The 24,697-nt window shown below is 44.8% G+C and carries 24 protein-coding genes; 10 read left to right on the top strand and 14 right to left on the bottom strand.

Annotated features, from left to right (window positions below; translation table 11 throughout):
• The first annotated feature begins 5 nt into the window (after positions 1-5).
• From MIC7113_RS16735 to MIC7113_RS16725, 3 genes are read left to right on the top strand one after another with little or no spacing between them, the layout of a single operon-like run.
• A complete protein-coding gene (locus MIC7113_RS16735) occupies positions 6-2,759 on the top strand; it encodes a Z1 domain-containing protein (protein ID WP_015183349.1) in 2,754 nt (917 codons plus the stop codon).
• Positions 2,756-3,763, top strand: coding sequence for a PD-(D/E)XK motif protein (locus tag MIC7113_RS33440; RefSeq protein WP_015183348.1), 1,008 nt, complete (start codon positions 2,756-2,758; stop codon positions 3,761-3,763). The genes MIC7113_RS16735 and MIC7113_RS33440 overlap by 4 nt, the downstream gene beginning before the upstream one ends.
• Positions 3,760-5,835: an AIPR family protein gene (locus MIC7113_RS16725; RefSeq protein WP_015183347.1), complete on the top strand. Its 2,076-nt coding sequence runs from the start codon at positions 3,760-3,762 to the stop codon at positions 5,833-5,835. The genes MIC7113_RS33440 and MIC7113_RS16725 overlap by 4 nt, the downstream gene beginning before the upstream one ends.
• A 197-nt stretch (positions 5,836-6,032) precedes the next feature.
• Here MIC7113_RS16725 and MIC7113_RS16720 read toward each other — a convergent pair whose 3' ends face one another.
• The 5 genes from MIC7113_RS16720 to MIC7113_RS16705 are packed head-to-tail and all read right to left on the bottom strand — an operon-like array spanning position 6,033 to position 9,705.
• Entirely contained in the window at positions 6,033-6,464 is a 432-nt protein-coding gene (locus MIC7113_RS16720; protein WP_015183345.1) for a hypothetical protein, read from the bottom strand.
• Between the two features lie 45 nt (positions 6,465-6,509).
• Positions 6,510-7,055 (bottom strand): hypothetical protein, encoded by a 546-nt coding sequence (locus MIC7113_RS16715; RefSeq protein ID WP_015183344.1) that lies wholly within the window; start codon positions 7,053-7,055, stop codon positions 6,510-6,512.
• Complete coding sequence (locus tag MIC7113_RS16710) at positions 7,055-7,735, bottom strand: TniB family NTP-binding protein (protein ID WP_226883689.1); 681 nt, start codon at positions 7,733-7,735, stop codon at positions 7,055-7,057. Before MIC7113_RS16710 ends, MIC7113_RS16715 begins: the two co-directional genes overlap by 1 nt.
• Complete coding sequence (locus MIC7113_RS37700) at positions 7,732-7,899, bottom strand: hypothetical protein (protein WP_216596325.1); 168 nt, start codon at positions 7,897-7,899, stop codon at positions 7,732-7,734. Before MIC7113_RS37700 ends, MIC7113_RS16710 begins: the two co-directional genes overlap by 4 nt.
• A gap of 9 nt (positions 7,900-7,908) precedes the next feature.
• Positions 7,909-9,705, bottom strand: coding sequence for a Mu transposase C-terminal domain-containing protein (locus MIC7113_RS16705; protein WP_015183343.1), 1,797 nt, complete (start codon positions 9,703-9,705; stop codon positions 7,909-7,911).
• 470 nt (positions 9,706-10,175) lie between these two features.
• On the opposite strand from MIC7113_RS16705, the gene cysC reads away from it, so the two are divergent.
• Positions 10,176-10,754: an adenylyl-sulfate kinase gene (gene cysC / locus MIC7113_RS16700; RefSeq protein WP_015183342.1), complete on the top strand. Its 579-nt coding sequence runs from the start codon at positions 10,176-10,178 to the stop codon at positions 10,752-10,754.
• Between the two features lie 339 nt (positions 10,755-11,093).
• Positions 11,094-11,633, top strand: a complete 540-nt coding sequence (locus MIC7113_RS16695; RefSeq protein ID WP_155898018.1) for a hypothetical protein — start codon at positions 11,094-11,096, stop codon at positions 11,631-11,633.
• Positions 11,634-11,710: 77 nt separating this feature from the next.
• Here MIC7113_RS16695 and MIC7113_RS36550 read toward each other — a convergent pair whose 3' ends face one another.
• The 3 genes from MIC7113_RS36550 to MIC7113_RS16685 all read right to left on the bottom strand — a co-directional run bounded on the left by MIC7113_RS36550 (position 11,711) and on the right by MIC7113_RS16685 (position 13,140).
• The gene (locus MIC7113_RS36550) at positions 11,711-11,851 is read right to left on the bottom strand and encodes a hypothetical protein (RefSeq protein ID WP_155898017.1); all 141 of its coding nucleotides are present in this window, start codon (positions 11,849-11,851) and stop codon (positions 11,711-11,713) included.
• 3 nt (positions 11,852-11,854) lie between these two features.
• Complete coding sequence (locus MIC7113_RS16690) at positions 11,855-12,409, bottom strand: DUF6658 family protein (protein ID WP_015183339.1); 555 nt, start codon at positions 12,407-12,409, stop codon at positions 11,855-11,857.
• A 167-nt stretch (positions 12,410-12,576) separates the two neighbouring features.
• The gene (locus MIC7113_RS16685) at positions 12,577-13,140 is read right to left on the bottom strand and encodes a DUF6658 family protein (RefSeq protein WP_015183338.1); all 564 of its coding nucleotides are present in this window, start codon (positions 13,138-13,140) and stop codon (positions 12,577-12,579) included.
• Between the two features lie 321 nt (positions 13,141-13,461).
• Here MIC7113_RS16685 and MIC7113_RS16680 point away from each other — a divergent pair, with 321 nt between their 5' ends.
• A complete protein-coding gene (locus MIC7113_RS16680) occupies positions 13,462-14,406 on the top strand; it encodes a lysylphosphatidylglycerol synthase transmembrane domain-containing protein (RefSeq protein ID WP_015183337.1) in 945 nt (314 codons plus the stop codon).
• A gap of 55 nt (positions 14,407-14,461) precedes the next feature.
• Here MIC7113_RS16680 and MIC7113_RS16675 read toward each other — a convergent pair whose 3' ends face one another.
• The 4 genes from MIC7113_RS16675 to MIC7113_RS16660 form a co-directional block, all read right to left on the bottom strand.
• On the bottom strand, positions 14,462-15,850 hold the full coding sequence (locus tag MIC7113_RS16675) for a hypothetical protein (protein WP_015183336.1): 1,389 nt from the start codon (positions 15,848-15,850) through the stop codon (positions 14,462-14,464).
• Between the two features lie 19 nt (positions 15,851-15,869).
• Positions 15,870-16,841 carry a M48 family metallopeptidase gene (locus tag MIC7113_RS16670; protein WP_015183335.1) on the bottom strand — a complete coding sequence of 324 codons (972 nt, stop codon included), beginning with the start codon at positions 16,839-16,841 and terminating at the stop codon, positions 15,870-15,872.
• A 365-nt stretch (positions 16,842-17,206) separates the two neighbouring features.
• Positions 17,207-18,139: a glycosyltransferase family 2 protein gene (locus MIC7113_RS16665; RefSeq protein WP_015183334.1), complete on the bottom strand. Its 933-nt coding sequence runs from the start codon at positions 18,137-18,139 to the stop codon at positions 17,207-17,209.
• A gap of 31 nt (positions 18,140-18,170) precedes the next feature.
• Positions 18,171-18,896, bottom strand: coding sequence for a hypothetical protein (locus MIC7113_RS16660; protein WP_015183333.1), 726 nt, complete (start codon positions 18,894-18,896; stop codon positions 18,171-18,173).
• A 227-nt stretch (positions 18,897-19,123) separates the two neighbouring features.
• Here MIC7113_RS16660 and cobU point away from each other — a divergent pair, with 227 nt between their 5' ends.
• Together cobU and MIC7113_RS16650 are read left to right on the top strand one after the other, a co-directional pair.
• Positions 19,124-19,678: a bifunctional adenosylcobinamide kinase/adenosylcobinamide-phosphate guanylyltransferase gene (gene cobU, locus MIC7113_RS16655; RefSeq protein WP_015183332.1), complete on the top strand. Its 555-nt coding sequence runs from the start codon at positions 19,124-19,126 to the stop codon at positions 19,676-19,678.
• A 105-nt stretch (positions 19,679-19,783) separates the two neighbouring features.
• Entirely contained in the window at positions 19,784-20,329 is a 546-nt protein-coding gene (locus MIC7113_RS16650) for a hypothetical protein (RefSeq protein ID WP_015183331.1), read from the top strand.
• 90 nt (positions 20,330-20,419) lie between these two features.
• On the opposite strand, the gene MIC7113_RS16645 is transcribed toward MIC7113_RS16650, so the two are convergent.
• Positions 20,420-21,379 (bottom strand): ribonuclease Z, encoded by a 960-nt coding sequence (locus tag MIC7113_RS16645; RefSeq protein ID WP_015183330.1) that lies wholly within the window; start codon positions 21,377-21,379, stop codon positions 20,420-20,422.
• Positions 21,380-21,752: 373 nt separating this feature from the next.
• On the opposite strand from MIC7113_RS16645, the gene MIC7113_RS16640 reads away from it, so the two are divergent.
• Positions 21,753-22,901, top strand: a complete 1,149-nt coding sequence (locus tag MIC7113_RS16640; protein ID WP_015183329.1) for a SpoIID/LytB domain-containing protein — start codon at positions 21,753-21,755, stop codon at positions 22,899-22,901.
• Between the two features lie 102 nt (positions 22,902-23,003).
• On the opposite strand, the gene MIC7113_RS16635 is transcribed toward MIC7113_RS16640, so the two are convergent.
• The gene (locus tag MIC7113_RS16635) at positions 23,004-24,341 is read right to left on the bottom strand and encodes a hypothetical protein (protein WP_015183328.1); all 1,338 of its coding nucleotides are present in this window, start codon (positions 24,339-24,341) and stop codon (positions 23,004-23,006) included.
• Positions 24,342-24,410: 69 nt separating this feature from the next.
• On the opposite strand from MIC7113_RS16635, the gene MIC7113_RS37695 reads away from it, so the two are divergent.
• A complete protein-coding gene (locus MIC7113_RS37695; RefSeq protein ID WP_015183327.1) occupies positions 24,411-24,572 on the top strand; it encodes a hypothetical protein in 162 nt (53 codons plus the stop codon).
• Positions 24,573-24,697: the final 125 nt, after the last annotated feature.

The following is a 24,697-nucleotide window of genomic DNA, read 5'->3' as shown; positions in this document are numbered from 1 at the left end:
TTGAAATGAATGATTATGATATGGCTCGGCAGTTAGCTCAAGTTATGTTGAAGGTTGAGCCAACCCCCACGCGGGAAATTATTCAAGAAAAAGTTAGAGTTGTTCTTTCTATGCTTGGAAGCCAGCGGAATCATGCTGTTGAAGTGGATGAGGAAAAGCTAGTTCGGGAGCTTCAAAGTCTTTTCAATACCTGGATTGGCATCGGGACAATTCTGGATAATCAAGAGGATCATATCCACTGGTTGCCTGACCGCAATAGCGAAATTATTTGGGATTTCTGGGATCGTTACAGACGTTATCTGGAAGAGGAAAAGGGTTGGGCACCAGCAACGATAGATAGTGTTGACCGACTCACAAACTCTGTTCTGGAACGGCTCGAAGACCCCCAACGTCCCGGCGCTTGGGATCGAAGAGGAATGGTTGTAGGACAAGTTCAGTCGGGAAAAACAGCGAACTATACGGGTCTGATTTGCAAGGCAGTTGATGCCGGATACAAACTAATTATTGTGCTGGCTGGTATGCAGAATAGTCTGCGAAGCCAAACACAACTACGTTTAGATGAAGGCTTCCTTGGTTTTGATTCTCAGGTAAACAGAGCTTTTGATCGAGGGAATTCGTTTTTGGGTGTAGGGAAAATTCCTATTGGGAAGTGGCTCGTTGCCAATTCAGCAACAAGCAGTGCCAATAACGGGGATTTTAATCGGCGGGTAGTGAATAGTTTTGGAGTTCATCCTGGTGGTAAAGACCCACTCTTGCTTGTCGTGAAGAAGAATAAGTCTATTTTAACTAATCTCTTTAAATGGGCATTAAGTGTTAGAGGAATTGTCCACGAAGAATCAGGAAGAAAAATTGTCAGAGATGTGCCTATTCTCATTATCGATGATGAGGCTGACAATGCCTCTATCAATACAAACCCTTTGCAATTTGATGAGAGTGGTAATCTTGAAGAAGATCATGAGATTTCAGCAATAAATAAATTAATCAGGCAGTTACTTTATAGTTTTGAGAAGAGTGCTTATGTAGGATATACTGCTACCCCATTTGCCAATATTTTTATCTACCCAGATGTGACTACACCAGAATGTGGAGAAGACCTCTTTCCTCGCAGCTTCATCATTAATCTACCAACGCCATCCAACTATATAGGACCCGCTCAGGTGTTTGGACTGGATGTAGATCAAACATCTAGCTTGGAAGCATCAGAAGGTTTGCCGATTATCAGGCTTGTAGATGACCATGAATCCTGGATGCCCAACAAACACAAAAAGGATCATGTTCCTGATTATCTTCCCTGGTCTCTTAAAAAAGCAATTAGAGCATTTATTCTTGCCTGTGCTATGAGGATGGCACGAGGACAGGAGAATGAACATAATTCAATGTTGGTTCATGTCACTCGCTATGCAAATGTCCAATCCGAAGTTACAGAGCAAGTTCGAGATGAGTTGGCTTCTCTGAAAAGAAGGCTGCGGTATGGGGATGGTAACGCCTTGGATCAGGTACTAAGAGAATTTGAGCAGTTATGGACAAGAGATTTCCTGCCAACTACCCAAGCCATATCTGATACTCAGTTGCAACCTGTATCGTGGGAGGAAGTTAAACCCTTACTGAAGCAGGTAGTGTCCAAGATTCAAGTCAAGAAAATAAACGGCACAGCTAAGGATGTTCTTGACTATTGGGAATATAAAAATGGTCTGAGTGTCATTGCCATTGGTGGCAATAAATTGTCTCGTGGTCTAACTTTGGAAGGTTTAACCGTAAGTTATTATCTCCGGGCTTCCAAAATGTACGACACATTGATGCAAATGGGACGCTGGTTTGGTTATAGACCCGGATATCTTGATGTTTGCCGACTTTATACGACGGATGATCTAGTTGAATGGTACAAACATATAACCATCGCCAGTGAGGAACTCCGACAAGAATTTGATTATATGGCTGATAGCGGTGGAACGCCTGAAGATTTTGGTCTCAAAGTTCGCACGCACCCACAAGGACTAATGATTACTGGTGCTAACAAAATGAAAACAGGCACAAAAATGGAACTCTCCTTTGCCGGAAGTATCAGCGAGACAACTATTTTTTACAAGGACAATCAAATCAACCAGAGAAATTTTGAAGCGACAGAAGAACTGCTGAAAAATCTGGGTGCATATATTGAACGAGAGAATGACAATTATATTTGGAAGAAAGTCTCTTTTGCTCAAATCATTGATTTTCTATCAGGATATGAGTCACATCCTAAAAGTAGAGTTGCAAAAACTTCATTGCTAACTCAGTACATAAAAGCCCAACGTCCCCTGAATGAGCTTGTCTCATGGACAGTTATTCTCATCTCAAGCCAGCGCCCTAAAAATAGGGCAAGCATTGCTGGATATGGCGTTGGTTTAATTGAACGCCAGCAAGCAGACTCCAGCACTGCCGAATATCGGCTGAAAAAATCTCGTCTGCTGAGTCCAACAGATGAGTGGCTTGATTTGCCTCAACCAACTCGTGATGCAATTCTTGATGAAACCCGACATTTAAGAGAACTAGCTGGAAAACCACCGAGTTCTAGTAAAACTCCCAACGGAAAAGTTATACGTTCCAAGCGTTTGCCCAGAAATGGGTTACTGCTGCTTTATCCACTAGACCCAGCAGAAATAGAATCTGATTTTCCTGTCATCGGTTTTGCTGTGAGTTTCCCTAACAGCCCTACAGCTAGAAGGATTGAATACCAGGTTAATAACGTTTACTGGGAACAGGAATTTGGTGAGATATGACGGTGCAGGATACCTGGAAGCTGTTAGAGGAAGATACTGTAACTGTATCTTCTGGCTATCTCACCCGTCGTATTTTACCAGAGGTTAAATATGACGTTTATTTAGCAATTGAAAAGCCCACTAATACACGCCTTTTAATGATGCGGGTAAAGCATTCATCAGTTGAAAGAGGCACTGTTTTTCCAAAATCTAGCAGCTTTGAGATTAGGCGTGTCGCTCTGCCAAATGATGATAATTCCTATCTTACTCTCCAACTGGTTCTTACTGACCCACGATACAGCGATATATTCACCACATTGGTGCAGGACATTGTTTATCACATCGCTTCCCTTGCGGACGAGCGAAACGCCGTAGTTGGATTCATCACCCGTCTGCGACGATGGCAAGCTTTTCTAGAAAGGCATAATCCTGAAGGACTCAGTACCGCCGCACAGCAAGGACTCTATGGTGAATTGTGGTTTCTGAGGCAGGTTGTAATTCCTCAAATTGGTTCCCGTCAAGGGGTGCAATGCTGGACTGGTCCGAGAGGAACCCAACAGGATTTCCAATTAGAACGCTGTGCTATCGAGGTCAAGACCACTGTAGCAAAGCAGCATCAGAAACTAGCGATCGCAAGTGAACGACAGCTAGATGATACTGGTACTGGTACGTTAATTCTGCTACACCTGTCCCTTGATGTCAGACAAAAACGAGGGGAGTCTTTACCGGATATTGTTGCCAGTGTCAGGTCGCTAGTCGAAAATGACCCGCTAGCCAAGGAAGAACTAGAAACACTGCTCTTTGAAGTCGGATATCTAGATATCCATACCCCCCGCTACGAACAAATTGGTTACACCGAACGCGAGGTTAACTACTTCAAAGTTGAGGGAGATTTTCCCAGAATTGTCGAAGCTGATTTGCGAAATGGTGTTGGGGATGTACGTTACACCATCAGTGTTGCCGAATGCAGGCGTTTTTCCTTACCAGAAATTAAAGTAATTTCTCTAATCAGCGGCAATTCATGAGTACTCAAACAGGATTAATTCAATTTGCGGAAGACCTCAGACAGGAAGTAATTAGTAGCTCTGACGGTGGAATAGACAGCGAAGATGGAGAGGCAGACTCTTTCCGAGAGGATGAATTCACTCGTCTAATGATTGAATCCCTCACCGCAGCAGGAGAACTGGAAGATGGAGAAGTCTGCTACTACAGAAGTCGTGGGATTAAAGTCAATGGTTACAGCATTAATCAAGACTTAGACTGTCTCAATTTATTCATATCAATTCATACCCAGAGTGTTCCTCCTGTAACCGTAACTAAGCAAGAGGTTGAAACAGCATTTCGCAGACTCACGAGTTTTTTGCAGCAAGCACTCAAGGGATACCATCAATCCCTTGAAGAAGCCTCCAACGTCTTCGATATGGCGCTTAATATCCACGATTTAAGGAAGCAACTAAGCCAAGTAAGGCTGTACTTGTTTACCGATGGTCGTACAACGCTAGATGTCAAAAAACATGAAACGATTGAAAATTTAATCTGTTCCTTTCATGTCTGGGATATTGAAAGAACTTACCGTTGCCTAAGTTCAGGTAAACAACGAGAAACAATTGAAATTGACTTTGAATCCCAATATGGTGTATCAATTCCCTGCTTGCCCATGCCAGCGTCTAATTCAGACTACAGCGCATACATGGCAATCATTCCCGGTGAAATCCTCTATAAAATATACGCCGAGTATGGTCCCCGTCTGCTAGAACGCAATGTTCGCTCCTTCCTACAAGCCAGAGGGAAAGTCAACAAAGGAATTAGGGAAACAATCCTCAAAGAACCCCATCGTTTCTTAGCCTACAACAACGGAATTTCCGCCACCGCCGAAGCCGTTGAACTAACTGATTTGGTTGGAGGCGGTAAAGGCATCAAATATGCACGGGACTTGCAAATTGTCAATGGTGGTCAAACGACTGCATCGATTTATCAAGCAGTTAGGAAAGACAAAGCTGATGTATCTGATATTTATGTACAAGCAAAGCTCTCGGTAGTAGACCCAGAACAGGTTAATGAAATTGTCCCGCTCATCTCCCGCTATGCCAACAACCAAAATAAGGTGAGTGAAGCCGATTTTTCAGCTAACGACCCCTTCCACATCAAAATCGAGGAACTATCCCGCACCATCTGGGCACCAGCAGTAGATGGGACGCAGCGACAAACGCGCTGGTTCTATGAACGGGCGCGAGGACAGTATCTTGATGCTAAGGGTCGTGAACCAACCCTGGCAAAGAAGAAAGCCTTTGCCACTGTGCATCCTACTTCACAGAAGTTCACCAAGACAGACCTAGCAAAGTTTGAGAATACCTGGGAGCAGTTACCACACCTGGTAAGTCGGGGAGCGCAGAAGAACTTTATCGACTTTACAGTTCGCCTAACTAAACGAGGCAGGTTTGAAGTTGACGAAACCTATTTTAAGCGGCTCGTTGCCAAAGCAATCCTCTTCAGGTCAGCAGAAAAGATTGTCCAAGCCGAGCAATTCGGCGGCTATCGCGCTAATATCGTAACCTATACCATCGCCTACCTCTGCCACAAAACAGCCCAGTGTATCGATGTGGATACAATCTGGAAACAACAAGGTATTTCCTCAGCCATAGGGGAAGCGATCGCGATTGTTTCCCGACAAGTCCATCAGACCATCACAGACCCTCCTGAAGGTCGCAATGTCACCGAATGGTGCAAAAAGGAGGACTGTTGGAAGACTATTCAGGCTCTTGATATTGAGTTACCTGCCGCGTTCTTGAAGGAGTTAATCCGAGTCAATCAGGGAACTTCACATCAAGTTGACAAAGGTATCGACAGCCCCGATTCCCTCGATTTAGAAATCATTGCTCAAGTTAGTCAAGTGCCTGCTGATACTTGGTTTCAGCTCTCTCACTGGGCCAAGGAAACCAGCAACTTGCAACCCTGGCAACGCAGTCTAGCCTTTAGCCTGGGACGACTTGCAGCTACTAACAAAAACCCTTCTCGCAAACAGGCAAACCAAGCAGTGAATATCTTACAAGAGGCAGAGCGACTGGGATTTAACTTAAATCTCACCCATTTGATTTGAGTGGAAACTAGGCAGTCTCAGTTGCCAATTTACTAGTGTTCATACCCTGTCGTTGACTTAAACTGCCACTCCATCCCATGACAAAGCAAGTCGCCATAAGGAGAAGCGATCGCTCCTTCACCGTCAATCCCTCCCAACTTCGATCGCATTGACTGCCATGTCTCAATCTACTGCTGTAGTTGTTGGATGCGATCGCCCTAGATATCTGATGATGGAGTTTCAATGACGGCAGTTGTTATCCGCTTCACAGTCTGTGCCCAGTTATTAGCTATATAGCCTCCCATCAGAAGCCAACGAATCCATTCAATCGAAGGATGGGCTGGGTTTCTCCACCCTGGCGCTTTGTGATCGAATTCGTTATTTTCAAAAAAATCCAATATTTCATCAATATCTTTGAGAGTTAATGGGCTTGCCTGAGCAAGAGCTTGAGGTAGCCTAAATTTTTCCCTACCTCCATACTTCTCGTATAGCTGGATTCCTAACTGCGCCTCCTTCTGTACTGACACTGGAGGAATTAACCTAACTTCTTCCTCTTGGCTGCCGTTTGCTTCTTCCTGCTTGCGACTGGCGAGTAAGAGCATCAAGGAGAGGGCTGCAATGTGGATTTGAACGCTACTAGATGCAAGCATTTTAGCTACCGGAATGAGGGTTCAAAGAGCATAACGTAAGCGAAGCTAAGCTCTACGGGACTTCTGTCGTTTCGCCATCCTAGCAAACGGCAGAAAACAATGGGGACACTCTCCTTCCACCCATAACGCAGGAATTGGAAATGGAGTCTCACAGTTAATGCATTTCCCTAACAAAGGCAACTGATGGCGATGCCGAAGGCGGTTCGCGGAGCGACCATCGCACCCCCATCGCTCCTTAAACTGCCACTCAATCCGATGATAGGGGTTCTCCGCATAACAAACTGCACACAACAGAATTGGCCTTGGCTTCATCGTTACACCTTTTGGTGGTAGCATCTGAGCAAGCCTATCCGCATCAACCATCACGACATCGGCTAACGCCTCCAACTGCTGGCGAGTAGGAAACGGATTCAAGTACAACTTTTCCCACCGTACCAAGACTACCCCAAGTCCTGCTACCTTACCCAAGCCAGAGGGAGCCGAAAATTTATTACCCTTTGCCCGTCGAAAACGACCGAGAAAGTGGCTAATGCTTTCCCCTTCATAGGGTTCAACTCGATTTAGCCAAAGTTGTGTTTCCAGCTCATCCATTACTTCACCGATTTCGCTACTTGTTTCAACACTTCTGCGTCTAAAGTTTCGTATCCTTTGAGCAGTGAGCGAATCGCTGCCTTGCGTAGAATCATGTCTAAGCGACCAATAAGCCTTTTGGTTGTTTTCTTCAAAAGCCTGAGTGTTTCGCCTTTAATTAGATTTGAGGCTTCTGACATTCCGAGAACATCTTGCACCCAAATTTTTGCAAGTTGTTGAAATTCCTTATCGTTTATTTTATCTAGCTGGTATCGTTCCAGAAAACGATTTTCAACCTGCTCGTCTCGCTCAACAACTCTGGTCAGTCGATTGGTAGTACCGACGAGAAGAACGGAGAGTCCGAGATTATCGTCGTCGTAGATGTGCCGCACATCGGAAAAAGTTTCCAGCTTCAAATGATTTGCCTCATCAATAATCAGCATCTGAACCTGAAACAACTCAAGCGTGTCGAGCGTCCGTTCGCGTAAATCTGTAATAGTTCCACTGGTAGCTCGATGTCCTAGTGCTTTGAGAATTTTGATGAATAAATCTCTTGAACCGCAGTTCTTGGGGATTTGAATATAAATTACAGGCATAACCCGCTTATCTTTAGTTTTTGCCTGTTGATTGCAACGGTTAGTGAATGTTTTACAGGTCACAGTTTTGCCACTGCGAGATTCTCCAAGCAATAGCCCCGTCATCCGTGATAAAAGTAGTTCGTACATCCATATATGATATGGCATTCTTTGATATGGTCGAGTTCCAAGTAAGGCTGACGACTTAACCGCTCAATTTCCGCCTGGATTTCGGGACTCAGAGCCTGAAAATCATCAAATTCCTGAACGCTTGATTTTGCAGTTGTCATCGATACCCCCTAGTCATCGTCAAATAGTTCGTCCATGTACTGAACTTTATATCTTGGCAGTTCTGCCTCCAATTCTTCCTCAGCTTCCGAATCAGCTTCTTGGGGTTCAACAATCCCGAATTTCTCAGCAACGGACTGTACGGGGTTGACTAGCTCGTGAGCAGCTTTTCGGCGCTGTTGGCGGTTCCGCTTGATAGTTTCCTCAGTCCATTCCTCCCGCTCAAGCATGGCTTGAATGGTTTCACTGTTAATTTCCTCCCTCGCCTCGCGCAGCCTCTTTTTGATAGCCTGAAGTTCTCTCAAAGAGAGCCTCTCAACCTCTAAGCCTTGAGCGTGGGCATAATCGAGAAACTCCTCCGTGCCATCCTCATGAATCTGGTAGACGAAAATGGTCGTAATATCATCGGGGTCGTAGCGTAGGGCAACAACTTTGCCTTCCCGACCTCTCAAATGTTCGGCACGGTAGGTTAAACTTTCAAACTGAAGAGTGCCGTATTTTCCAACTGTGCGCCGCTCTGCCTTCATCAAAGCGATCACTAAGTCCAGTTCATCGTACAGGGGAGGCTCGATCATCAATCCAGCTTCCCAACGCATGAACCGAGTTTGGGCGTTCAATTTAACATCAGTATCGTCGGCGTTGTACTCCTTGACAATAAATCGAGCATCAGTATGGCCGTTATACTCTTTGACCATGTAGCGCACGAGGATAATATCTAAATCTTTGAGGGTCAGGCAAGCGTCTTTGTCTACATCGTCTGGGCGCTCTTGTACATTTGACCCGGTATATCCTGGTAGATTGCGTAACACTTGGTCATTAAGTGTTTTGAAGAATCGTTCGACAATACCACCGTCAGAAGGTCTTCTTCTTAAGGCACAACTAAAACCTAACTGAACTGCTACTTGCTCTGTAATGTGGATGGATTGGAAATCATTGCCACCGTCAGTGTAGAAGTAACTAGGTATTCCATATGTCCCGAACTCTTTGTCGCCAAGCCCGTATTCGGAACCGTAGAACTTCGGCAGAATGGCATGACGTAAGGCTAGTGCATCGATTTGCGAACTAGGAGCGAAAAATCCCAAGAAAAATCCCATCAGGCAGCGGGAGTAGGAATCGATAATCACTGTTAGCCAAGGGCGGTCTAAAACTCCGTACTCATCCACTATCCTGATATCGAGACGAGTATGATCGCACTGCCAGACATCATTGCTCCCTTCCACTTCCAGTTCTTGCCCATCACGGGTCATGTGTGTTAACCGTGACCCTAAGTAGCCAGGACTTCGTGCATTCCGTTTTCTCTCTTTCCCCTCAATGTATTCATCCAGAATTCGATAAACAGTCTGGTGGCTAGGATACTCTTCAGGCTTTAGACCGAGTTGCTTGGCTCTCCCTTTCACCCTGAGAAACACCTGATTCCGGAGCATCCGTTTGCTACCCTTATTACCCTCCTTGTAAGTTTTAACGATGAACTCTTGCCAGTCAGCACTAATGCGGCGCTGTCCCTTGTCCGAGCGGGTTTGAGTGAGTCCTACCAGCCCTTGTTCCTGATATTTTTTGAGTAACCGCTCTATGCTACGAAGTGTCACTCCCAGCTTTTCGGCAGCTTCCCTCTTCCTGATACCGTAGGTTTTGCGATCGCATGGCTCGGTAAGACGTTGAATTATCTCCATCCGAAGCCTAACCTCGTCTGTGATTAGTTCATCACTAGGGAGTCTGTGAGATTTAGCAGGGTTCTTGCTAGTTCGTTGAAGTTCAGTTGGCTTATTACCTTCATGCGGAGAAAAAAAACGTTGTGAATCCTGAGACATTCTTCACCTACATACGTGATGCGAGAGTTCCACATAATAGAGTGAGCAGTAAGCAACAAACAGAACCAATGTACTAACCGCTGTCCAAATGATAGTCTGGCTTGCCCTAAAATGCGACAAACAATTTGTGAAGTCTAGTTAAGATTCAAATTGAAGTTTTAGCCAATAACCGACATATAAATTGTTAAAGGTACTAAATTGCGACGTATAAAATGTTAAATGCGGACGTTCACCTTAGTTAAGATTGAAAGTCACTGAAACCCTTGTAGAATGTAGATTACGCGCTAATCTTTCTACGACATTAATTTGTTAAATAACGACATTTAATTTGTGAATGTACAAGAATAAATCAACGGAAGGCTTCTAGCGTTCAGTCGCTGAGAAGTCTTTTTTATAGTGTGTCTTTTGGGAGATTAATACCTTAACGTATTTGTATAGTATCTTGTGCTGAACAAATTTAACTGGGGTCAATGACGGAAACCATTGCCGAACGTCAAAGTGATTGGAGCAATGTTCAGCAGCCTGGTGTAACCGTATGGTTTACCGGCTTAAGTGGTGCAGGGAAGACAACCATTAGTCGCGCTGTGGGCAATCAACTCAAGTCCTATGGGCAAAAGCTGGAAATCTTAGATGGCGACGTTGTGCGTTTGAACTTATGCAAGGGTTTGGGATTTAGCAAAGAAGACCGGGACGAAAACATTCGCCGTGTTGCTTTTGTAGCAGGTCTATTGACTCGCAACCAAGTTACAGTATTAGTCTCAGCTATATCCCCCTATCGAGAAATTCGGCAAGAAGTTCGCGAACGAATTGGCAACTTTGTGGAAGTATATGTGAATGCACCCCTTCAGGTGTGCGAACAACGGGATGTAAAAGGGCTGTATAAGAAGGCTCGTGCTGGCGAAATCAAAAACTTTACTGGGATTGATGATCCCTATGAACCCCCCTTCAATCCGGACGTAGAATGTAAGACTGATTTGGAAACGGTAGAAGAGAGCGTATCCAAGGTTTTAGCTAAGCTACGAGAATTAGGTTATGTGGGCTTAACCTAGAAGAGCAAATCTCTAGGTACTCTCGAAGTTTGGTGGAAGGCAAGTCCTACCAAGGTTTAAGAATTTAGCCATTCTCATGAGGATTCACTTCTTACCTCCTAAACATGGAGGTTATTTGTCATGTCTTTATCCAAAAACAGGATTAACAAAGACTATACCTGAATCCCTGTGATAACGGGACTAGGCTGAAGACATCTCGAAACTTTGCTATGACACTTGGTCAACTAACACATCTGTTAGGTCTAGATTTGCAGTTATAAACAGGAATAAATTAATTTTTTTTGTGCCAGTTAAGGTTCTGAATCTCAATTCTTCAATGTTTTGGGAATGGTTTTTAAGGTGAGTGAAGAAGGCATTAAGAGATTCAGAGGGCATAGCGGCATGAATATAAAAAAACTGATTTTATTAGTAACATTATTGAGCATTTCTGCTATTGTCGGTACACCATCTTCTCTGAAAGCAGAGCCTCTTCGTAACCGTACACCAGAAGTTGGTGAGCAACAAGCTACTAATTTTATTCCTAATCAGCCCTTGATTCAGTTGGTCAAAGGTAGCGGGCCTGAAGTATTTTTGATTCAGGATGGAGAACGGAGATGGATTACTGATTCAAAAACGTTTGACGCTTATGGGTTTAACTATAGTGACGTTAAAGAGATATTTGATGAAGAACTCAGCAGCTATCCCGAAGGAACACCCATTACTAAAAATGGAACTATTTTAAAAGGCAGTAATTCTGGAAACGTTTACATCATAATTAACGGAAATCGCAGGTTAATGAGTACTAGGGTTTTTGAAAAATATCAAGTTCAAAGTGAAGACATTCATTCTGTTACAGATAGCTATTTACTCTCTATTCCAGAGGAATCCGCTTTGCGCTAGCAATCAACGACTATTAAAACACCCAGTCAATTGACCGGGTGTTGGTAAAAGCTATTTGGATTTAAACTCAGTTGCTTCTAATCAATAGCATCTTCTAAAGCCTGCTGAGTTCTGCCAATATATCTGTTGACTTTGCCCTTAACTTTATCAGCAGTATTTTGAGCAGCATCCTGGATTTTATCACCGACAGTTTTGTCAGCCGTGACGGCGTTATCCACTGCCTAACGCGTATCTCTCATGCTATTATTGGCTTGAGATTGGGCTTCCTCAAATTCAAGATTGGCAGTTTCTTTGCCAGCTTTTTTCACATAATCAGGCGCTTTTTGGGCATTTTCCTTGATGTTTTGAACACCTTTTTGAGTACCCTTAGAGGCACCTTCTGCCAGCTCTTCAGCAGACTCGCCGATACCTTCACCAATCCGCCGTACTCTTTCGCCTAGAGGTGTACCACTCTTGTAGTTTTCCACATATTGCTCACGGCTATCAACGCTCTTTTGGTCAATGTTTCTTTGGGCGTTTTCAATCAGGCTTTTAGCCTTTGCTTTGGCTTCGCTGGTATTTCGTCTAGGATCGACGTCTTCATAATTATTCATCCCACCCTGGTAGGTGTTGGTTATAGCACGACCAGGAACTTCTTCTCTCACGTCATCCGCTGTTTTGGCTAATACCTTCGTGGTACCACAAGCCGTGCTAACAAACAGCAGAACTCCTGCCAGAAAGACCGTTAATATTCGATCGACACGGATACTTTTTAACCAAGTTATGACTTTTTTCATTTTTTCCTCCGATGGGTTTTGATTAATTAAAGGATTAACAGGTTGGTGCTTTCAAACGGTAATCACTGGGTTGGAGCTTGATAAAAGATAATGTTTAAGTGTAGCTCCTCCTTGAATTTGGAGATTCATAACCGTAAGAAGCTTGTCATTGAGTTAAGGCTAATTATCTAAAAATTAGCTTTGGTCGTTTTGGGTGCGGATACTTCTTGTTGTGCAGCTTCGTTTGCACCTTCGCGGACAAATTCTGAAGCTTCACCAAACGTTTCTTTAACAGCGCTTAACCGATCTTTAACTCGATCGCCGACGTTGGACTCACGCTGAATTTGCCCACCCGGTTCAGGTGCTTCAAAATCTTGCAGGTCTATCTGCCGAAGGGGTTTTTGTTCATCGGCGGGCGACCCCTGCATCACAGCTCCACCTGGATATTGCGCCTTATTGCTTACAGCAATCAACCGATTGGAGATGATTTCTAAATCAGCTCTATCACCCTTAGAAGAAACTTTGCCATTAATCTTCGGGTCAGGGGAGAAATTATAGTTGGTATTAGAGTCCCCACCCCCCTTGTAAGGATTATTCGCACCCCCAGCTTGAACGGGTGGGTTTTCAGGGCGTGCCCCTTGAACAGTCCCGCTATTGCAAGCGGTACCAACAAACATTACCACTGTTGCTAAAAACGCTGTCAATAATTGACTCAGTCGTAGCTGTTTGAAGAAAACAGTTAATTTTTTCATGCAATCAATACTCCTTGTCAGCCTGAATTAAGCTGAGTATCTTGATGTGAAAGCTGACATCCTACGCCTAGACATCAGAATGTTGGTAGAATGGCACCAGTTATCGAGCCAATGCTACCAACCGCAACTCTCTTTTGTAACAGGGAGTTACGGCATCATCTTTCCCTTACGCTTGTCAAGATTAGCGATAGTGATGGGATGGGTTCCTCTAGCAAAGGAGACATTCTGATGGCTTCCGAAAAATGGCTATTTTCTAACTGTAGATAGACGACAGCGTGCGCCTGAAAGGCTGGTTATTTCTTGACAAATGACTTCTTCAAAATGAAAAAAATCTGGTCATGGCTCAAACCCTACCTGCGCTGGGTGATTCTGGGTGGAACCCTATTTTTTTTGGCAAAGGCATTCAAGGAACACTGGCAAGAAGTTGCAGCAATTCGGATTGATGCTGTCGGATGGATAACGCTGGTTGCGGCTTTTTCCATTACTTTAGCAGCTCATATTTGGGCTGGCTTAGTATGGAGCTGGATTCTGCGCTCCTTCAAGCAGCCGATTCAGTACCACTGGGTTCTTCAGGTTTACTTGAAAACAAACCTGGCTAAGTATTTACCTGGCAATGTGTGGCACTATTATGGTCGGATTTGGGCGGTTACCGATGCGGGGGGTTCCTTGAGTGCGGCGACTATTAGTGTCTTAATTGAACCTCTATTGATGGCTGCCGCTGCCTTACTGATTGCTTTAACAGGTAGTCAATTCGGGTGGTTGGACATGCAAGGGGATACTCGGATTTGGGGATTACAAATTCTCGGTTTGACTGGAATTTTACTATCGGTTCATCCTAAAGTCTTAAACCCTCTGCTTCAGTTCTTGAGACGCTTAAAGGGAAAAGCTGCCGATAGTGAGGTGTTTCAACTCGAACACTATCCCTTTATTCCGCTGCTAGGAGAACTGGGTTTTGTGGGACTACGAGGCACGGGATTCATTGTTACTTTTTTCACCTTAGCTACCGTAAATCTTAGCCAGATTCCACTCTTAATCAGTGCTTTTTGTTTGGCATGGGTGTTGGGTTTGGTGATTCCAACTCCAGGCGGTTTAGGAGTATTTGAGACAACGGTACTAGGACTCCTGAATCCTTATTTTCCTACAGGCATCATTCTCAGTGTTGTAGCCTTATTTCGCTTAGTGAGTATTTTGGCAGAAGTTGTGGGTGCCGGTGTGGGGGTTTTGTGCGATCGCCTATCACCCATAGTACAAAAAGTCAGGAAGTGAATGTTTGTTGAGTACCCTGAGTTGAAGTTGATGAATTCTCCCTTATTGATGAGTATTAGGGCTTTTCTAAAGAAGAACTCGGCAACATCTTTTCGACAGGGATTTCCCCCTGAACAGATTCTACAGTCGTACAATCTCGGCGTTGAGAAAAAACACGGTAAGTGTCTAGAGGAGCTTCAGACTTATCCTTTGAGCCTTTGGCTTCCATTTTGATCAAATTGTATTGAACATTATCCGCATGAATTGCCAATGTTATGTTGAAAACTTCAAAGAAATTAACGACCCATTTACATTCATTCTCTGGAGAATCCACGTAGTATTGAATTAATTTAGCAATACAGTTTTCCAAATGAGTTCGAGAACTGGGACAAATTAGAATAATTTTCAGAAGGACAATGACTAGAGTGAGCGGATGTCCATGAGACAGCAGCAAAACAAACAACCCTGAAGGGTTCTGTTGATCTTCCGTTGTCAAGTATTCAATCACTCGGTTGCTGGTTCTTAAGAGCAATGCTTCATTGACCCGCTCTTCATGATATTTTTCATAAAGAACTTCTAATTTTTTTGATAATTTTTGATTAAAAACTTCTACAAAATCTTTATTCGCTACCGAAAAAATTAAATATTTCTGCAAAGAACATTTAAATTTTTTGTAATTTAGCTCTTGGGTTTGCTTAAGAAAAATATTAGCTAAATTTTCATAACTAAAGGTGCCCCGTTTGGCCACAATCATTTTAATAAAACGAATCACCTCATCGCCCAAAGCGGTAGGGTTTTGAGGTATTTTATCTTTCGGTAAGGGAGCTTCAGAACGCGCCGTATACATTGCCAAATCAAACTTAAACTTGTCTTTCAGCTTTTTGGAAAGAGTTCTTGCCGCCTCTCGCTGTTCGACAGGATTATCGAGGTTCGTGTACTGAGGTACTAAGAGATAGGAGGTATAACGACTACTCCAGTGGGCTTTATCTGAGTATCCATATTTGGCAAGAAATAACTTAAGTTCGTAATAGTCTTGGCTATCAATAAAATTGGTTAGCCAAGCTCTTAAACGCTTCAAAGTAGGAGAAAGAGTTTTCTTCGCTACTTTAAATTCAGCCAGAAGCTCAAGCAATTCTTTAATTGCGCTATGGTTTCTTGAGGTATCCCAGTTATTAACAAGAATATAACAAGAACGTTTAAGAGTATGACAAAAGTCTTTTTCGTTATTCGATAAAAGAATTTCAGTTAAAGCACGAATTGCCTCTGGATTACACTCAGATGTCTCATAATCAAAGAATAAATGTTTAAACTCCAATAAGACTGTAGATGGTGGCTGTTGCCGAACAAGGTTCAATAAAAACTGATAGATGATATCCTGAGTTTGCTGGGTCAATAACCCTTGCTTTTTAAAACTAATGCGAGACTCAGATGAATGACCCTCGGATGATAGAATGTCTCTGACCATGAAAGTCCTTTATGACATTTTATGAATTCTTTGACTGAGACTTGATGCGGTTAATTTCTTGTTGGAGTTCGTCAATTTGACGCCGCAAAGTATCAGCTTCATTGTTGGAATAATTTGTGGCAACATCAACTGAGCCTTCTTTCGTCACCCGTCGATAATGACCTTGACGAATTTGGCGATATTCTTCTGAAATTGCCCACTCCCTTAGGTAGCGCACCCGATCAACCGGGAAGGGATGACTCAGCATTGAACCCTGACCACCGTTATAGAGTAAAAACTTGTAAATTTGATTGAGACCATCCTGATCGAGTTCTTGATAGCTTTCCGATTGACGGATGAATTCATTAAGGCTGCACTCATGACCATACTGAGAACTTCCACCTGCCATTTTCATCATCGTCTGCAACACGGTATTTAAATCATCTATCACCAGTAATGCAGCTCGGTCAGCCGATAATTCCGCTTTACGACGCCATTCATAAAAGGCAAAAATTAAGCCACTATTAATGATATTACTGAAACCAAGTGTCACTTCACTCAACATAGAGGCGGCGTTCAATGCCCATATTCCCATTTGAATTAAAATGGTGTGACCGCATTTAATATGACCTAATTCATGAGCTAAAACGGTACGAATTTCGGCTTCATTCAGCAAGTCCAACAAACCCGTGTTCACCACGACGTAAGGATGTTCTTGCCCTAAGGCATAGCTATTCACTTGACGGTTTTGCTCAACAAATAAGGTAGGCTCCGGATGTATGTCTAAATCTTGAACACATTCTCGAAATAAGCGATAAAGGGTCGAATACTGACGAGGTCCAACCTGGATGCTATTGCCCATCAGATAAACTAATTGAGGTCGCTCGTAGAGAAATTCCACAAACTTACGAGCCACCAAGTCAAATCCTGGTACGCCGCGTAAGGCTTGTTCAGCTTGTTGATCAAGAGGGTGTTTGAAGGCTTCGCTAGAAATACCTGGGTAGGTCGGCATAGGAGACCGTGTGTAGGAGTAATGAGGAATGAGGCCATACTAGAGCTTTATTGATCATAAGCCTCACCACTCATTGTATTCATCTATTCCAGCCTTCAGGAAGTGACTGTACGTTAAGAACTAGGACAAAAATCCGATACGTTACAAAAAATAATGAACGGGACTTGATGCAACAATACCCATCGAGAATCAGCTCAGCTAAGACGTTGGTCAAGTCATTAGCGAAGTGCAACTCGATAGCGTTGAGGATAAATAAATATTTATACCTTCTCACCTTTACGGGAGAATAGCAATAAGAATTTTTCGATATTCAAGCCTCGTCACCAACTGGAACATTAGGTAAGGAGGAGAGGTAGTTTTAGACTTCAGCCTTCAATAGACGGGGTTGGCATTACCGATGACGTTTGGGAAATATTGAGTTGTCCCTTAAACTTTTGTAACTCATAGACTTTAACTCCAATTTGATACTCATACTGACTTAATAAGCGTCCATAAATATAGCCAGCTTTTCCATCTAAAAAGCCTAGTTGAATGATATAAAATAAAACAAACCGCAGTGTTGGCTTAAAAGGTAGCCGTACCCATAATTTTTTTAAAAATCGCTTGCGCTGCACGGCATCTCCCAAAAGGCTGGCACCAATTGTGCCGGATTCATCTTTGCTATTGAGCAGATTCAGATAGACACGGGCTTCCCAGTTTGAGTAGCGATTATGCCGTTCTAGCCAATGATAAATGTCCCGAAAGTCGATATGTAACATATCATTTTTTAGGTAACCCGAAACCCCTGATAAAATGACGTGTTCGTGAACTTCGTTGTCACCTGTATTGCGAATTCCTTCGGTTTTGAGATTTTCGTAGCGGCCTTTTTTGTGTTTAAACAAGCGTAAATTCCAGTCGGGATACCTACCGCCGTGGCGAATCCAGGTGCCGAGAAAGAAGACTTTGCGGTTGAGGTAGTAGCCGTCATAATCGGCATTTTGAATAGCCGCTTCTATCTCCTCCCAAAGTTCTGGAGGAATGCGCTCATCACAATCAACAATCAGTACCCATTCATGGCGAAACGGCAGATTTTCTAGACTCCAGTTTTTCTTTTTAGGCCAGCGACCATCAAAGTGAAACTGTACCACAGTTGCGCCGTATTGTTCAGCAATTTCAACGGAGCGATCGCTACTTTGAGAATCGACCACAAAAACTTCATCCGCACGGCTTAAACTCTCTAAACAAGCGGGTAAGTTCGCTTCTTCATTTTTGGCGGGAATTAGAACAGAAATCGGTATTTTAGAAGTGGCAAATGCCATAACGAGAAAGTATGAATTTTGTATCAGTTCCTTAATCTTTACTGAGATGACCGTGCAGGACAACTAAAGTTTCAGACAATTGGCTGAGGCGAGTTTCTAGTTCTTCTTTACGGCTGATTAACTGCTTGATTTTCTGATATCGAGCGATCGCTACACTCACACTAGGAACTTGATCGGGTGGACAGGGGCGCGACCAAAACTGACCATCTCCATCGAGTCCACACAAGCGGTAGCCAGTACGAGGCGTTTCATAAGTTACCTTCTCATCTGGTTGATCGACCACTTCTGCCACGTAATCCATGAGGCGATCGTCTTTGGCTAAGCGTACTGCCCCTACTCCCTCTTGGGCTTCCTGGGGATGAGACTCTAACCAGCCATCGATAATCGGCCCTTCTATGTAAAGGTCTTGAATGTTCCGCACGGCAGTTTGCAGTTCGGTTTGCCAATGAGCGACAATATCTTGAATCTCATTGAGCAACGTCATTGCCAAGGCGGGGTTAGCCGCGTGACGATGCTCACTGATTTTAGCGGGTTTCAGTTTGGGTAGCGTTGGCGTCTTAATGGAGTTCTTGCGGGCCGGGAAAGGCTGTACAGACACTGAGAATGAAGGGTCACGCTTGTCTTGATCGCGCTCATTCCCTTCTCCAAGGTGATCGGTTGGGTGTCCCACAGTAGCAGATCTCTTCTGGCTGTCACTCGGTCGGGCTGGCATCAATTGATTTAAAGCTGTCTCGATCCGTTGCAGTTCTGGTTTCATGGTTCTTCTTACCACTGTGTTCAAATCACCAACTCCTTAATCTCAGCATAGCCCCCTGGCTTGAGGCTAACGCACCAATGAATCTTGAGAGTTGCAATTTTTTCATTTTGAGGTCATTTTAACTGCATTAAACCTGTCAAGGGGAGAGGGCAAGGTTTACGCTGCCACCCATTTCCCATTGTGAATGAACAACAAGACGCTCAACGAAGCCATTGAACAAACTGGATATGACAATTTATACCTCTCAAATCATCTTAGTCACAGGGCCAGCGCGGTCTGGGAAAAGTGAGTGGGCAGAAGACTTGGCAAGACAAACTGCTCAATCGGTGATTTATGTGGCAACTGCGATCGCTAATCCTGATGATGTAGAATGGCTTACTCGGATCGAAACGCATCAGCAGCGACGCCCAGTGGAGTGGACAACTCAGTTGGTGCCCGTGGAGTTGGCGGCAACCATCCGAGACTATGGGGATAGCGGTTGCTGTCTGTTGGTTGATTCTCTTGGAACTTGGGTCGCCAATTTATTAGAACAGGATGAGGCGGATTGGGAAAAAACGTTACAAGATTTATTGAACAGTCTGGTACAAACCACTGGTTATGTAATTTTTGTAGCAGAGGAGACCGGTTGGGGGGTTGTGCCGGCTTATCCGATTGGTCGATTATTTCGCGATCGCCTGGGAGAATTAGTCCGTAAGATAGGTATCATTGCTAACACCGTCTACTTAGTAACTGGAGGTCATGTGCTCAATCTCAGTGCCCTGGGATCACCCCTCCAAAAGTAGATTAAAAACTCAATTCGGTCGTTACCATGAAGGTATCAGAACAAACTAGGGATTGGAGAAAGTTCTCAAGATCCAAGACCTCAAACGGAGCGTACAATACCATTCATGGCATCTGAACAACAAGTAAAACGCTATCTAGCCTATTGGTTTCAGTTAGGCAAAAAAGTTGTAATTTACAACGGTGACTCATCCGTGCTCCCGCAATCAGTAATTGCAGGCGATCGGTACAGTGAGGAATTTGAGAAAATTTGGGAATTAATTCTCTCACCAGAGAGTGGTGATTGCTACCTAGAAGCCACCCACCAAACCATTGGTGAGTTGTTAACACCCAAGTGGGAAATAGAACCTTGTGTTCGTTGTGAGATGCCCGTACCCCTGATCAACATTGGCCTACCACCAGAACTTTGCCCCTGCAACGATCTACCGACTTGGCCGAATACAGAAATACCCGCTCCGCGAGAACCCGTTAGTACTCAGACACGCCTGAGTCAGATTCGCGATCGCTTAAACCACGCTCAGCCGGAGGGAGAGTTACAGGACGATGTATCGACTCATCCGACACCCGAATTACCAATACCTCGCAGCACGGGTAGGGGTCAAGGGCGTCTCAGTGAAATTGGCGATCGCTTAAACCAAGCCAACAGTAACTGAAGCCTTCGATTTGAGATTTCGGCTGGTTTTGTATCGATCAAACTACGAGGCGGGGTAGTTCATTGATGTTTCTGCCTTTTGAGAGCAGAATTAGGCATTCGTCTGGGTCATTTCATTGGGGAGACGCCGAGGCACATCATAGCTCAAGAAATCATAAGCTAACTTAGTTTTGGGGAAAATTGCCCGTGCTTCCTCCAGTAAGTCATCCAACATGATCGCATTTCCCGGAGCATAACGGGGACTGAAATGAGTCATAATGAGCTGCTTGACCCCAGCCAGATGAGCCACTTGTGCAGCCATTGTTGAGGTAGAATGCAAGCGTTCAAAGGCTAACTGAGCGTCTTGATGGGCAAAGGTCGCTTCATGAATTAAAACATCCGCATCCTTTGCCAGTTCTACAGCGTTGTCACAGTAGACTGTGTCAGTGCAATAAACCACTTTACGACCCATTTCAGGCTCTCCACACAGCTCGGAACCGTTGATCTGGCGACCATCGGGCAGAGTCACGGTTTCCCCCCGCTTGAGGAGGCCATAGATGGGACCGGCAGGAATTCCCAGAGCTGTGGCTTTTTTTACATCAAAGCGCCCTGGTCGGTCTTTTTCCTCCACCCGGTAGCCGAAAGCTGGAACCCGATGCTTGAGCATCCGGCAACTGACGATAAATTCTTCATCTTCGTAGATGATTCCAGGTTGTACGGCATGAATTTGCACAGGGTAGGAGAAATTTGTCTGAGAATACCGTTTCCCAGCTCGCAAGTAGTCGTCTAAATCCGCAGGGCCATAGATATCCATGCGCTCAGTACTGCCAGCCAAACCACAGCTTGCCAAAAGCCCCATTAAGCCATAGATATGGTCACCATGCATGTGGGTGACAAAAATACGCCGAATCTGGCTACTTTTGAGTTCACTGCGTAACAGTTGATGCTGAGTCCCTTCGCCACAGTCAAACAGCCATACTTCTGCACGTTGGGGTAGACGTAGTGCGACGCTAGACACATTCCGCGAACGTGTCGGGACTCCAGAGCTTGTTCCTAAAAAAGTAATTTGCACAGGCTTAGCTTTCTACCCCACTCCCATCCAGGGAATTACATCTTATCCCTATGGTACACAAGCTCCAGTCCCTCATCGTTTTGTTAACCAGAGTAGGGATAGGAAACACAGATTGCCTCTGGCGGATTAAAAGAGAAATGGCAGTTGCTTAGTAGGCGCTCATCAGTAAATATGCTAAATGTAGGCGAAGAAATATAACGATAGGAGTATGACTCTGGACAGAGAAAATGGGGACTTTCAACAAAATCCGAAGACCCATCCATTGGAGATTTTTTCTCAAGCCTTGGGAACCCTTCAATCTACCCTATGTCTTGAGTGAGAGTACCCTTAATCCTGAAAACGAGAATAGTGATCGCGAGAGGAAGTTTTAAAGATGGTCTTTAGAGGTTTATCCGTCTCTGTTGTGTCTGTGTTCCAGCCCATCGGTTTGCTGGGCGGGCGTCGCTGGTGGCTCTCGTTGTCATTCTGGATGTTGTTAGTGGCTCCAGTTCAAGCACTAGAATTGCGAGTCGCCATTGAAGACGGTGTCACTCAGGTGCAAGTCGGAAGTTCAACGAAGGCGCTTGTCCGAGATGCAGCAGGTCAGGAAGTTGGGGAACTAACGGCGATGAACGGCTACAAAGCTCAAGCTGGGGGAGGTAGCATCGCTCTGGCTCAGTGGCGATCGCCATTGCTGTGGATTGAACCCACGGGTGATGGTTATGTTTGGATTGGCAAACGCTGGTACCGGGGGCGTACCCAACTGGTTCCGACGGCTAAAGGGCTGACGGCAGTCAATCTTGTGGATTTAGAGCAATATCTCTACAGTGTCCTCGGTGCTGAAATGAGTGCGAGTTGGCCTCTAGAAGCCCTAAAGGCGCAAGCTGTTGCGGCTCGTTCTTATGCCCTCCATAAGCGTGCGACGGGGGGGAATGATGTCTTTGATGTGGGTGACACCACATCCTGGCAAGTTTACAAAGGGCTAGAGAGCGAATCTCCTAATACTCAGACAGCCGTTCAGGCCACTGCCGGACAGGTGATGACTTATGACGGTCAAGTGATTCTGGCAGCCTTCCATGCGGCATCTGGGGGACATACAGAAAATGTGGAAGATATCTGGAAAAGCCCGTTCATTCCCTACCTTCGGGGTGTGGTGGATTATGACCAGGGAGCACCGGTTTATCAGTGGCAAAAAAGCTTTTCTCGCCGCGAACTTAGTGGCAAAATTTCTGGGGTGGGCAATGTTAAATCAATGACTCCAGAGCGCACGACGCCCCAAGGACGCATTGTGACGATGGTTGTCGAAGGCGATCGCGGCACGCGGCGTGTCAGTGGCACGGATCTACGCAGCGCCTTGGGCTTGAGAAGTACACTTTTTGTGGTGAATCAAACAGGCGATAAGTTTGAAATTAGTGGTCGCGGTTATGGTCACGGCTTGGGTATGAGTCAGTGGGGCGCACGCAATTTAGCCAATCAGGGCGTTAACTACCAGCAGATTTTGACTCATTATTACCCCAATGCGATTCTTTCCCAACTTCAGTAGAACAAATAACGCTAGTTGATGGCGACGGTTCGGTTGGCGATCGCTCAAACCAATGTGTAAATCCTTAATCACTGGGTGCAGGATGAAGGATGTCCCTTAATCTCATGAACCTGAATCTAAGCGTCGCTGCCATTCAGCATCAATTTTGTCTTTCCGTTCAAGCTGTTGATCGAGCAAGTCTGTTTCGCTGGTGTAAACTAAGTCCTCATTTTTAATCACATTTTGAGCGGCAAACTGCTGAGCATAACCGATTTTCTTCTGTAAAGTAGCATCGGCTTGACCGAGGATAACCCCTTGCTGCTGCCGTTTTTGATTGCGTGCTTCCACCTGGCTATTTTTCCACTGAATCCAGAAATAACGAATCAGCGGAATGGTTAAAAAACCGATACCATAACCCAGTAAGAGCCAGTAAATGGACTGGACGAAGGCAATCAATCCTCCGATTTGGGCAGCGATTAAGCCATCTCTCAACAGAGAACCCAACATCAAGGCACCAATGATATTAACCCCACCTAGCCCAATTGCCAGCATATTTTGCCCACTACTAGCTCGACTAAAGCGCCACAGCTTCTCTTGAAGGTAGGGGGGTACAGGCTGCGGTTGCCAGGATGAAGCGGTTGTCTGCAAATCGGGGAAGTGATAGACAATATCCCCATCTGGACTCACTTCAGGACGCCCATTGAATCGGGTGAGTACGGGTAGCATATAGTCTTCCGATTCACGCTTGTATCCTTCTGGGATATCGTCGAGATAGGGGGCGATCTGTTCCGCTGCGACAGCACCGCCAAAGTTGCGAATCACGGTACCGATTTCTTGCCAGCGGCGATCTTCTAAATCGGCATTTGGATTACCATCCCCAAATAAAAACGAGAAGATGGACTCCAGAAAACTCATCTCACTGCCTGAAGAGGAGCGAGAGGATTTCCGTTGCCGCCGATGGCGTCGATCATAGGGATCATAACCTGGACTGAAGAACCACCACATATCCGACCACAGCCAGAAGTTAGGCATAAAGAAAATGCCACCACCACTGGAATGACGGCTATCGCCACCCCCTGAATCGTTATCGCTGTTACTAGCACTGATGGCGATCAGGATAACAGCGATCGCCACAAAGATCAGAACGATGGAAAGAATCAGGATAACCCCAAAGGAAATCCGAATCAGATAGAACAAAACACGCCAAATTTTTTGCCACCATTCTTGTAACCGGACGCGCAGGAACTTGTTGCGGAGAATGGCACGAAAGTGTTTCGGAAATAGGTAAGCAATCTCGCCCGATTCGGCGACTTGTAAATGTCCACCCGCCTCAGAAGCGAGAGCCAGTAATCCTTGCTCTGCCAGATTGATATTTAATCCTACCTGAGCAGCAACGTCCCCAACCGTAACGCGGTAGCCCAGCTGCTCAACCGCCTTCATTATTCTGGGATCGCGAACCATGTTCTTCTATCACGAATTGCCTACTCTCTTTAGTATAGATTTTTGTTAACAAGACGATAGGGACGAGCCATGCCGGGATGGCAGGATTCAGGTGCGTCGCGACTGACCCTGAAGGCTCTCAATCAACTGAATTTACGGACTGAAGAGGAGATCTGTGCTGTTCTACTAGAGCTGTGTCAGCATGAATGTTCGCTGACGCTGACGTTAGTTTTTAGGCTGTCTCACGCTTAAATTTTTCCGGAAATACATCCGCATTCTTGTATAAGAGTTAGTATTAGAGTTAACAATTAGTATTCAAGTTAACAAAACCTCTCCTATTTCCCTTTAATCCTCTTGGAAAATTATTTCTTCTCTGT

This window comes from Allocoleopsis franciscana PCC 7113 (assembly GCF_000317515.1).
GTDB lineage: Bacteria > Cyanobacteriota > Cyanobacteriia > Cyanobacteriales > Coleofasciculaceae > Allocoleopsis > Allocoleopsis franciscana.
The sequence above is the reverse complement of the archived record's forward strand: the minus strand, read 5'-3'. Positions and strand labels throughout refer to the sequence as shown.

Coding starts and splice junctions, on each gene's coding strand:
- MIC7113_RS16735 (WP_015183349.1), top strand. CDS start 6: ATGAATGATTATGATATGGCTCGGCAGTTAGCTCAAGTTATGTTGAAG.
- MIC7113_RS33440 (WP_015183348.1), top strand. CDS start 2,756: ATGACGGTGCAGGATACCTGGAAGCTGTTAGAGGAAGATACTGTAACT.
- MIC7113_RS16725 (WP_015183347.1), top strand. CDS start 3,760: ATGAGTACTCAAACAGGATTAATTCAATTTGCGGAAGACCTCAGACAG.
- MIC7113_RS16720 (WP_015183345.1), bottom strand. CDS start 6,464: ATGCTTGCATCTAGTAGCGTTCAAATCCACATTGCAGCCCTCTCCTTG.
- MIC7113_RS16715 (WP_015183344.1), bottom strand. CDS start 7,055: ATGGATGAGCTGGAAACACAACTTTGGCTAAATCGAGTTGAACCCTAT.
- MIC7113_RS16710 (WP_226883689.1), bottom strand. CDS start 7,735: ATGACGGGGCTATTGCTTGGAGAATCTCGCAGTGGCAAAACTGTGACC.
- MIC7113_RS37700 (WP_216596325.1), bottom strand. CDS start 7,899: ATGACAACTGCAAAATCAAGCGTTCAGGAATTTGATGATTTTCAGGCT.
- MIC7113_RS16705 (WP_015183343.1), bottom strand. CDS start 9,705: ATGTCTCAGGATTCACAACGTTTTTTTTCTCCGCATGAAGGTAATAAG.
- cysC (WP_015183342.1), top strand. CDS start 10,176: ATGACGGAAACCATTGCCGAACGTCAAAGTGATTGGAGCAATGTTCAG.
- MIC7113_RS16690 (WP_015183339.1), bottom strand. CDS start 12,409: ATGAAAAAAGTCATAACTTGGTTAAAAAGTATCCGTGTCGATCGAATA.
- MIC7113_RS16685 (WP_015183338.1), bottom strand. CDS start 13,140: ATGAAAAAATTAACTGTTTTCTTCAAACAGCTACGACTGAGTCAATTA.
- MIC7113_RS16680 (WP_015183337.1), top strand. CDS start 13,462: ATGAAAAAAATCTGGTCATGGCTCAAACCCTACCTGCGCTGGGTGATT.
- MIC7113_RS16675 (WP_015183336.1), bottom strand. CDS start 15,850: ATGGTCAGAGACATTCTATCATCCGAGGGTCATTCATCTGAGTCTCGC.
- MIC7113_RS16670 (WP_015183335.1), bottom strand. CDS start 16,841: ATGCCGACCTACCCAGGTATTTCTAGCGAAGCCTTCAAACACCCTCTT.
- MIC7113_RS16665 (WP_015183334.1), bottom strand. CDS start 18,139: ATGGCATTTGCCACTTCTAAAATACCGATTTCTGTTCTAATTCCCGCC.
- MIC7113_RS16660 (WP_015183333.1), bottom strand. CDS start 18,896: ATGAAACCAGAACTGCAACGGATCGAGACAGCTTTAAATCAATTGATG.
- cobU (WP_015183332.1), top strand. CDS start 19,124: ATGACAATTTATACCTCTCAAATCATCTTAGTCACAGGGCCAGCGCGG.
- MIC7113_RS16650 (WP_015183331.1), top strand. CDS start 19,784: ATGGCATCTGAACAACAAGTAAAACGCTATCTAGCCTATTGGTTTCAG.
- MIC7113_RS16640 (WP_015183329.1), top strand. CDS start 21,753: ATGGTCTTTAGAGGTTTATCCGTCTCTGTTGTGTCTGTGTTCCAGCCC.
- MIC7113_RS16635 (WP_015183328.1), bottom strand. CDS start 24,341: ATGGTTCGCGATCCCAGAATAATGAAGGCGGTTGAGCAGCTGGGCTAC.
- MIC7113_RS37695 (WP_015183327.1), top strand. CDS start 24,411: ATGCCGGGATGGCAGGATTCAGGTGCGTCGCGACTGACCCTGAAGGCT.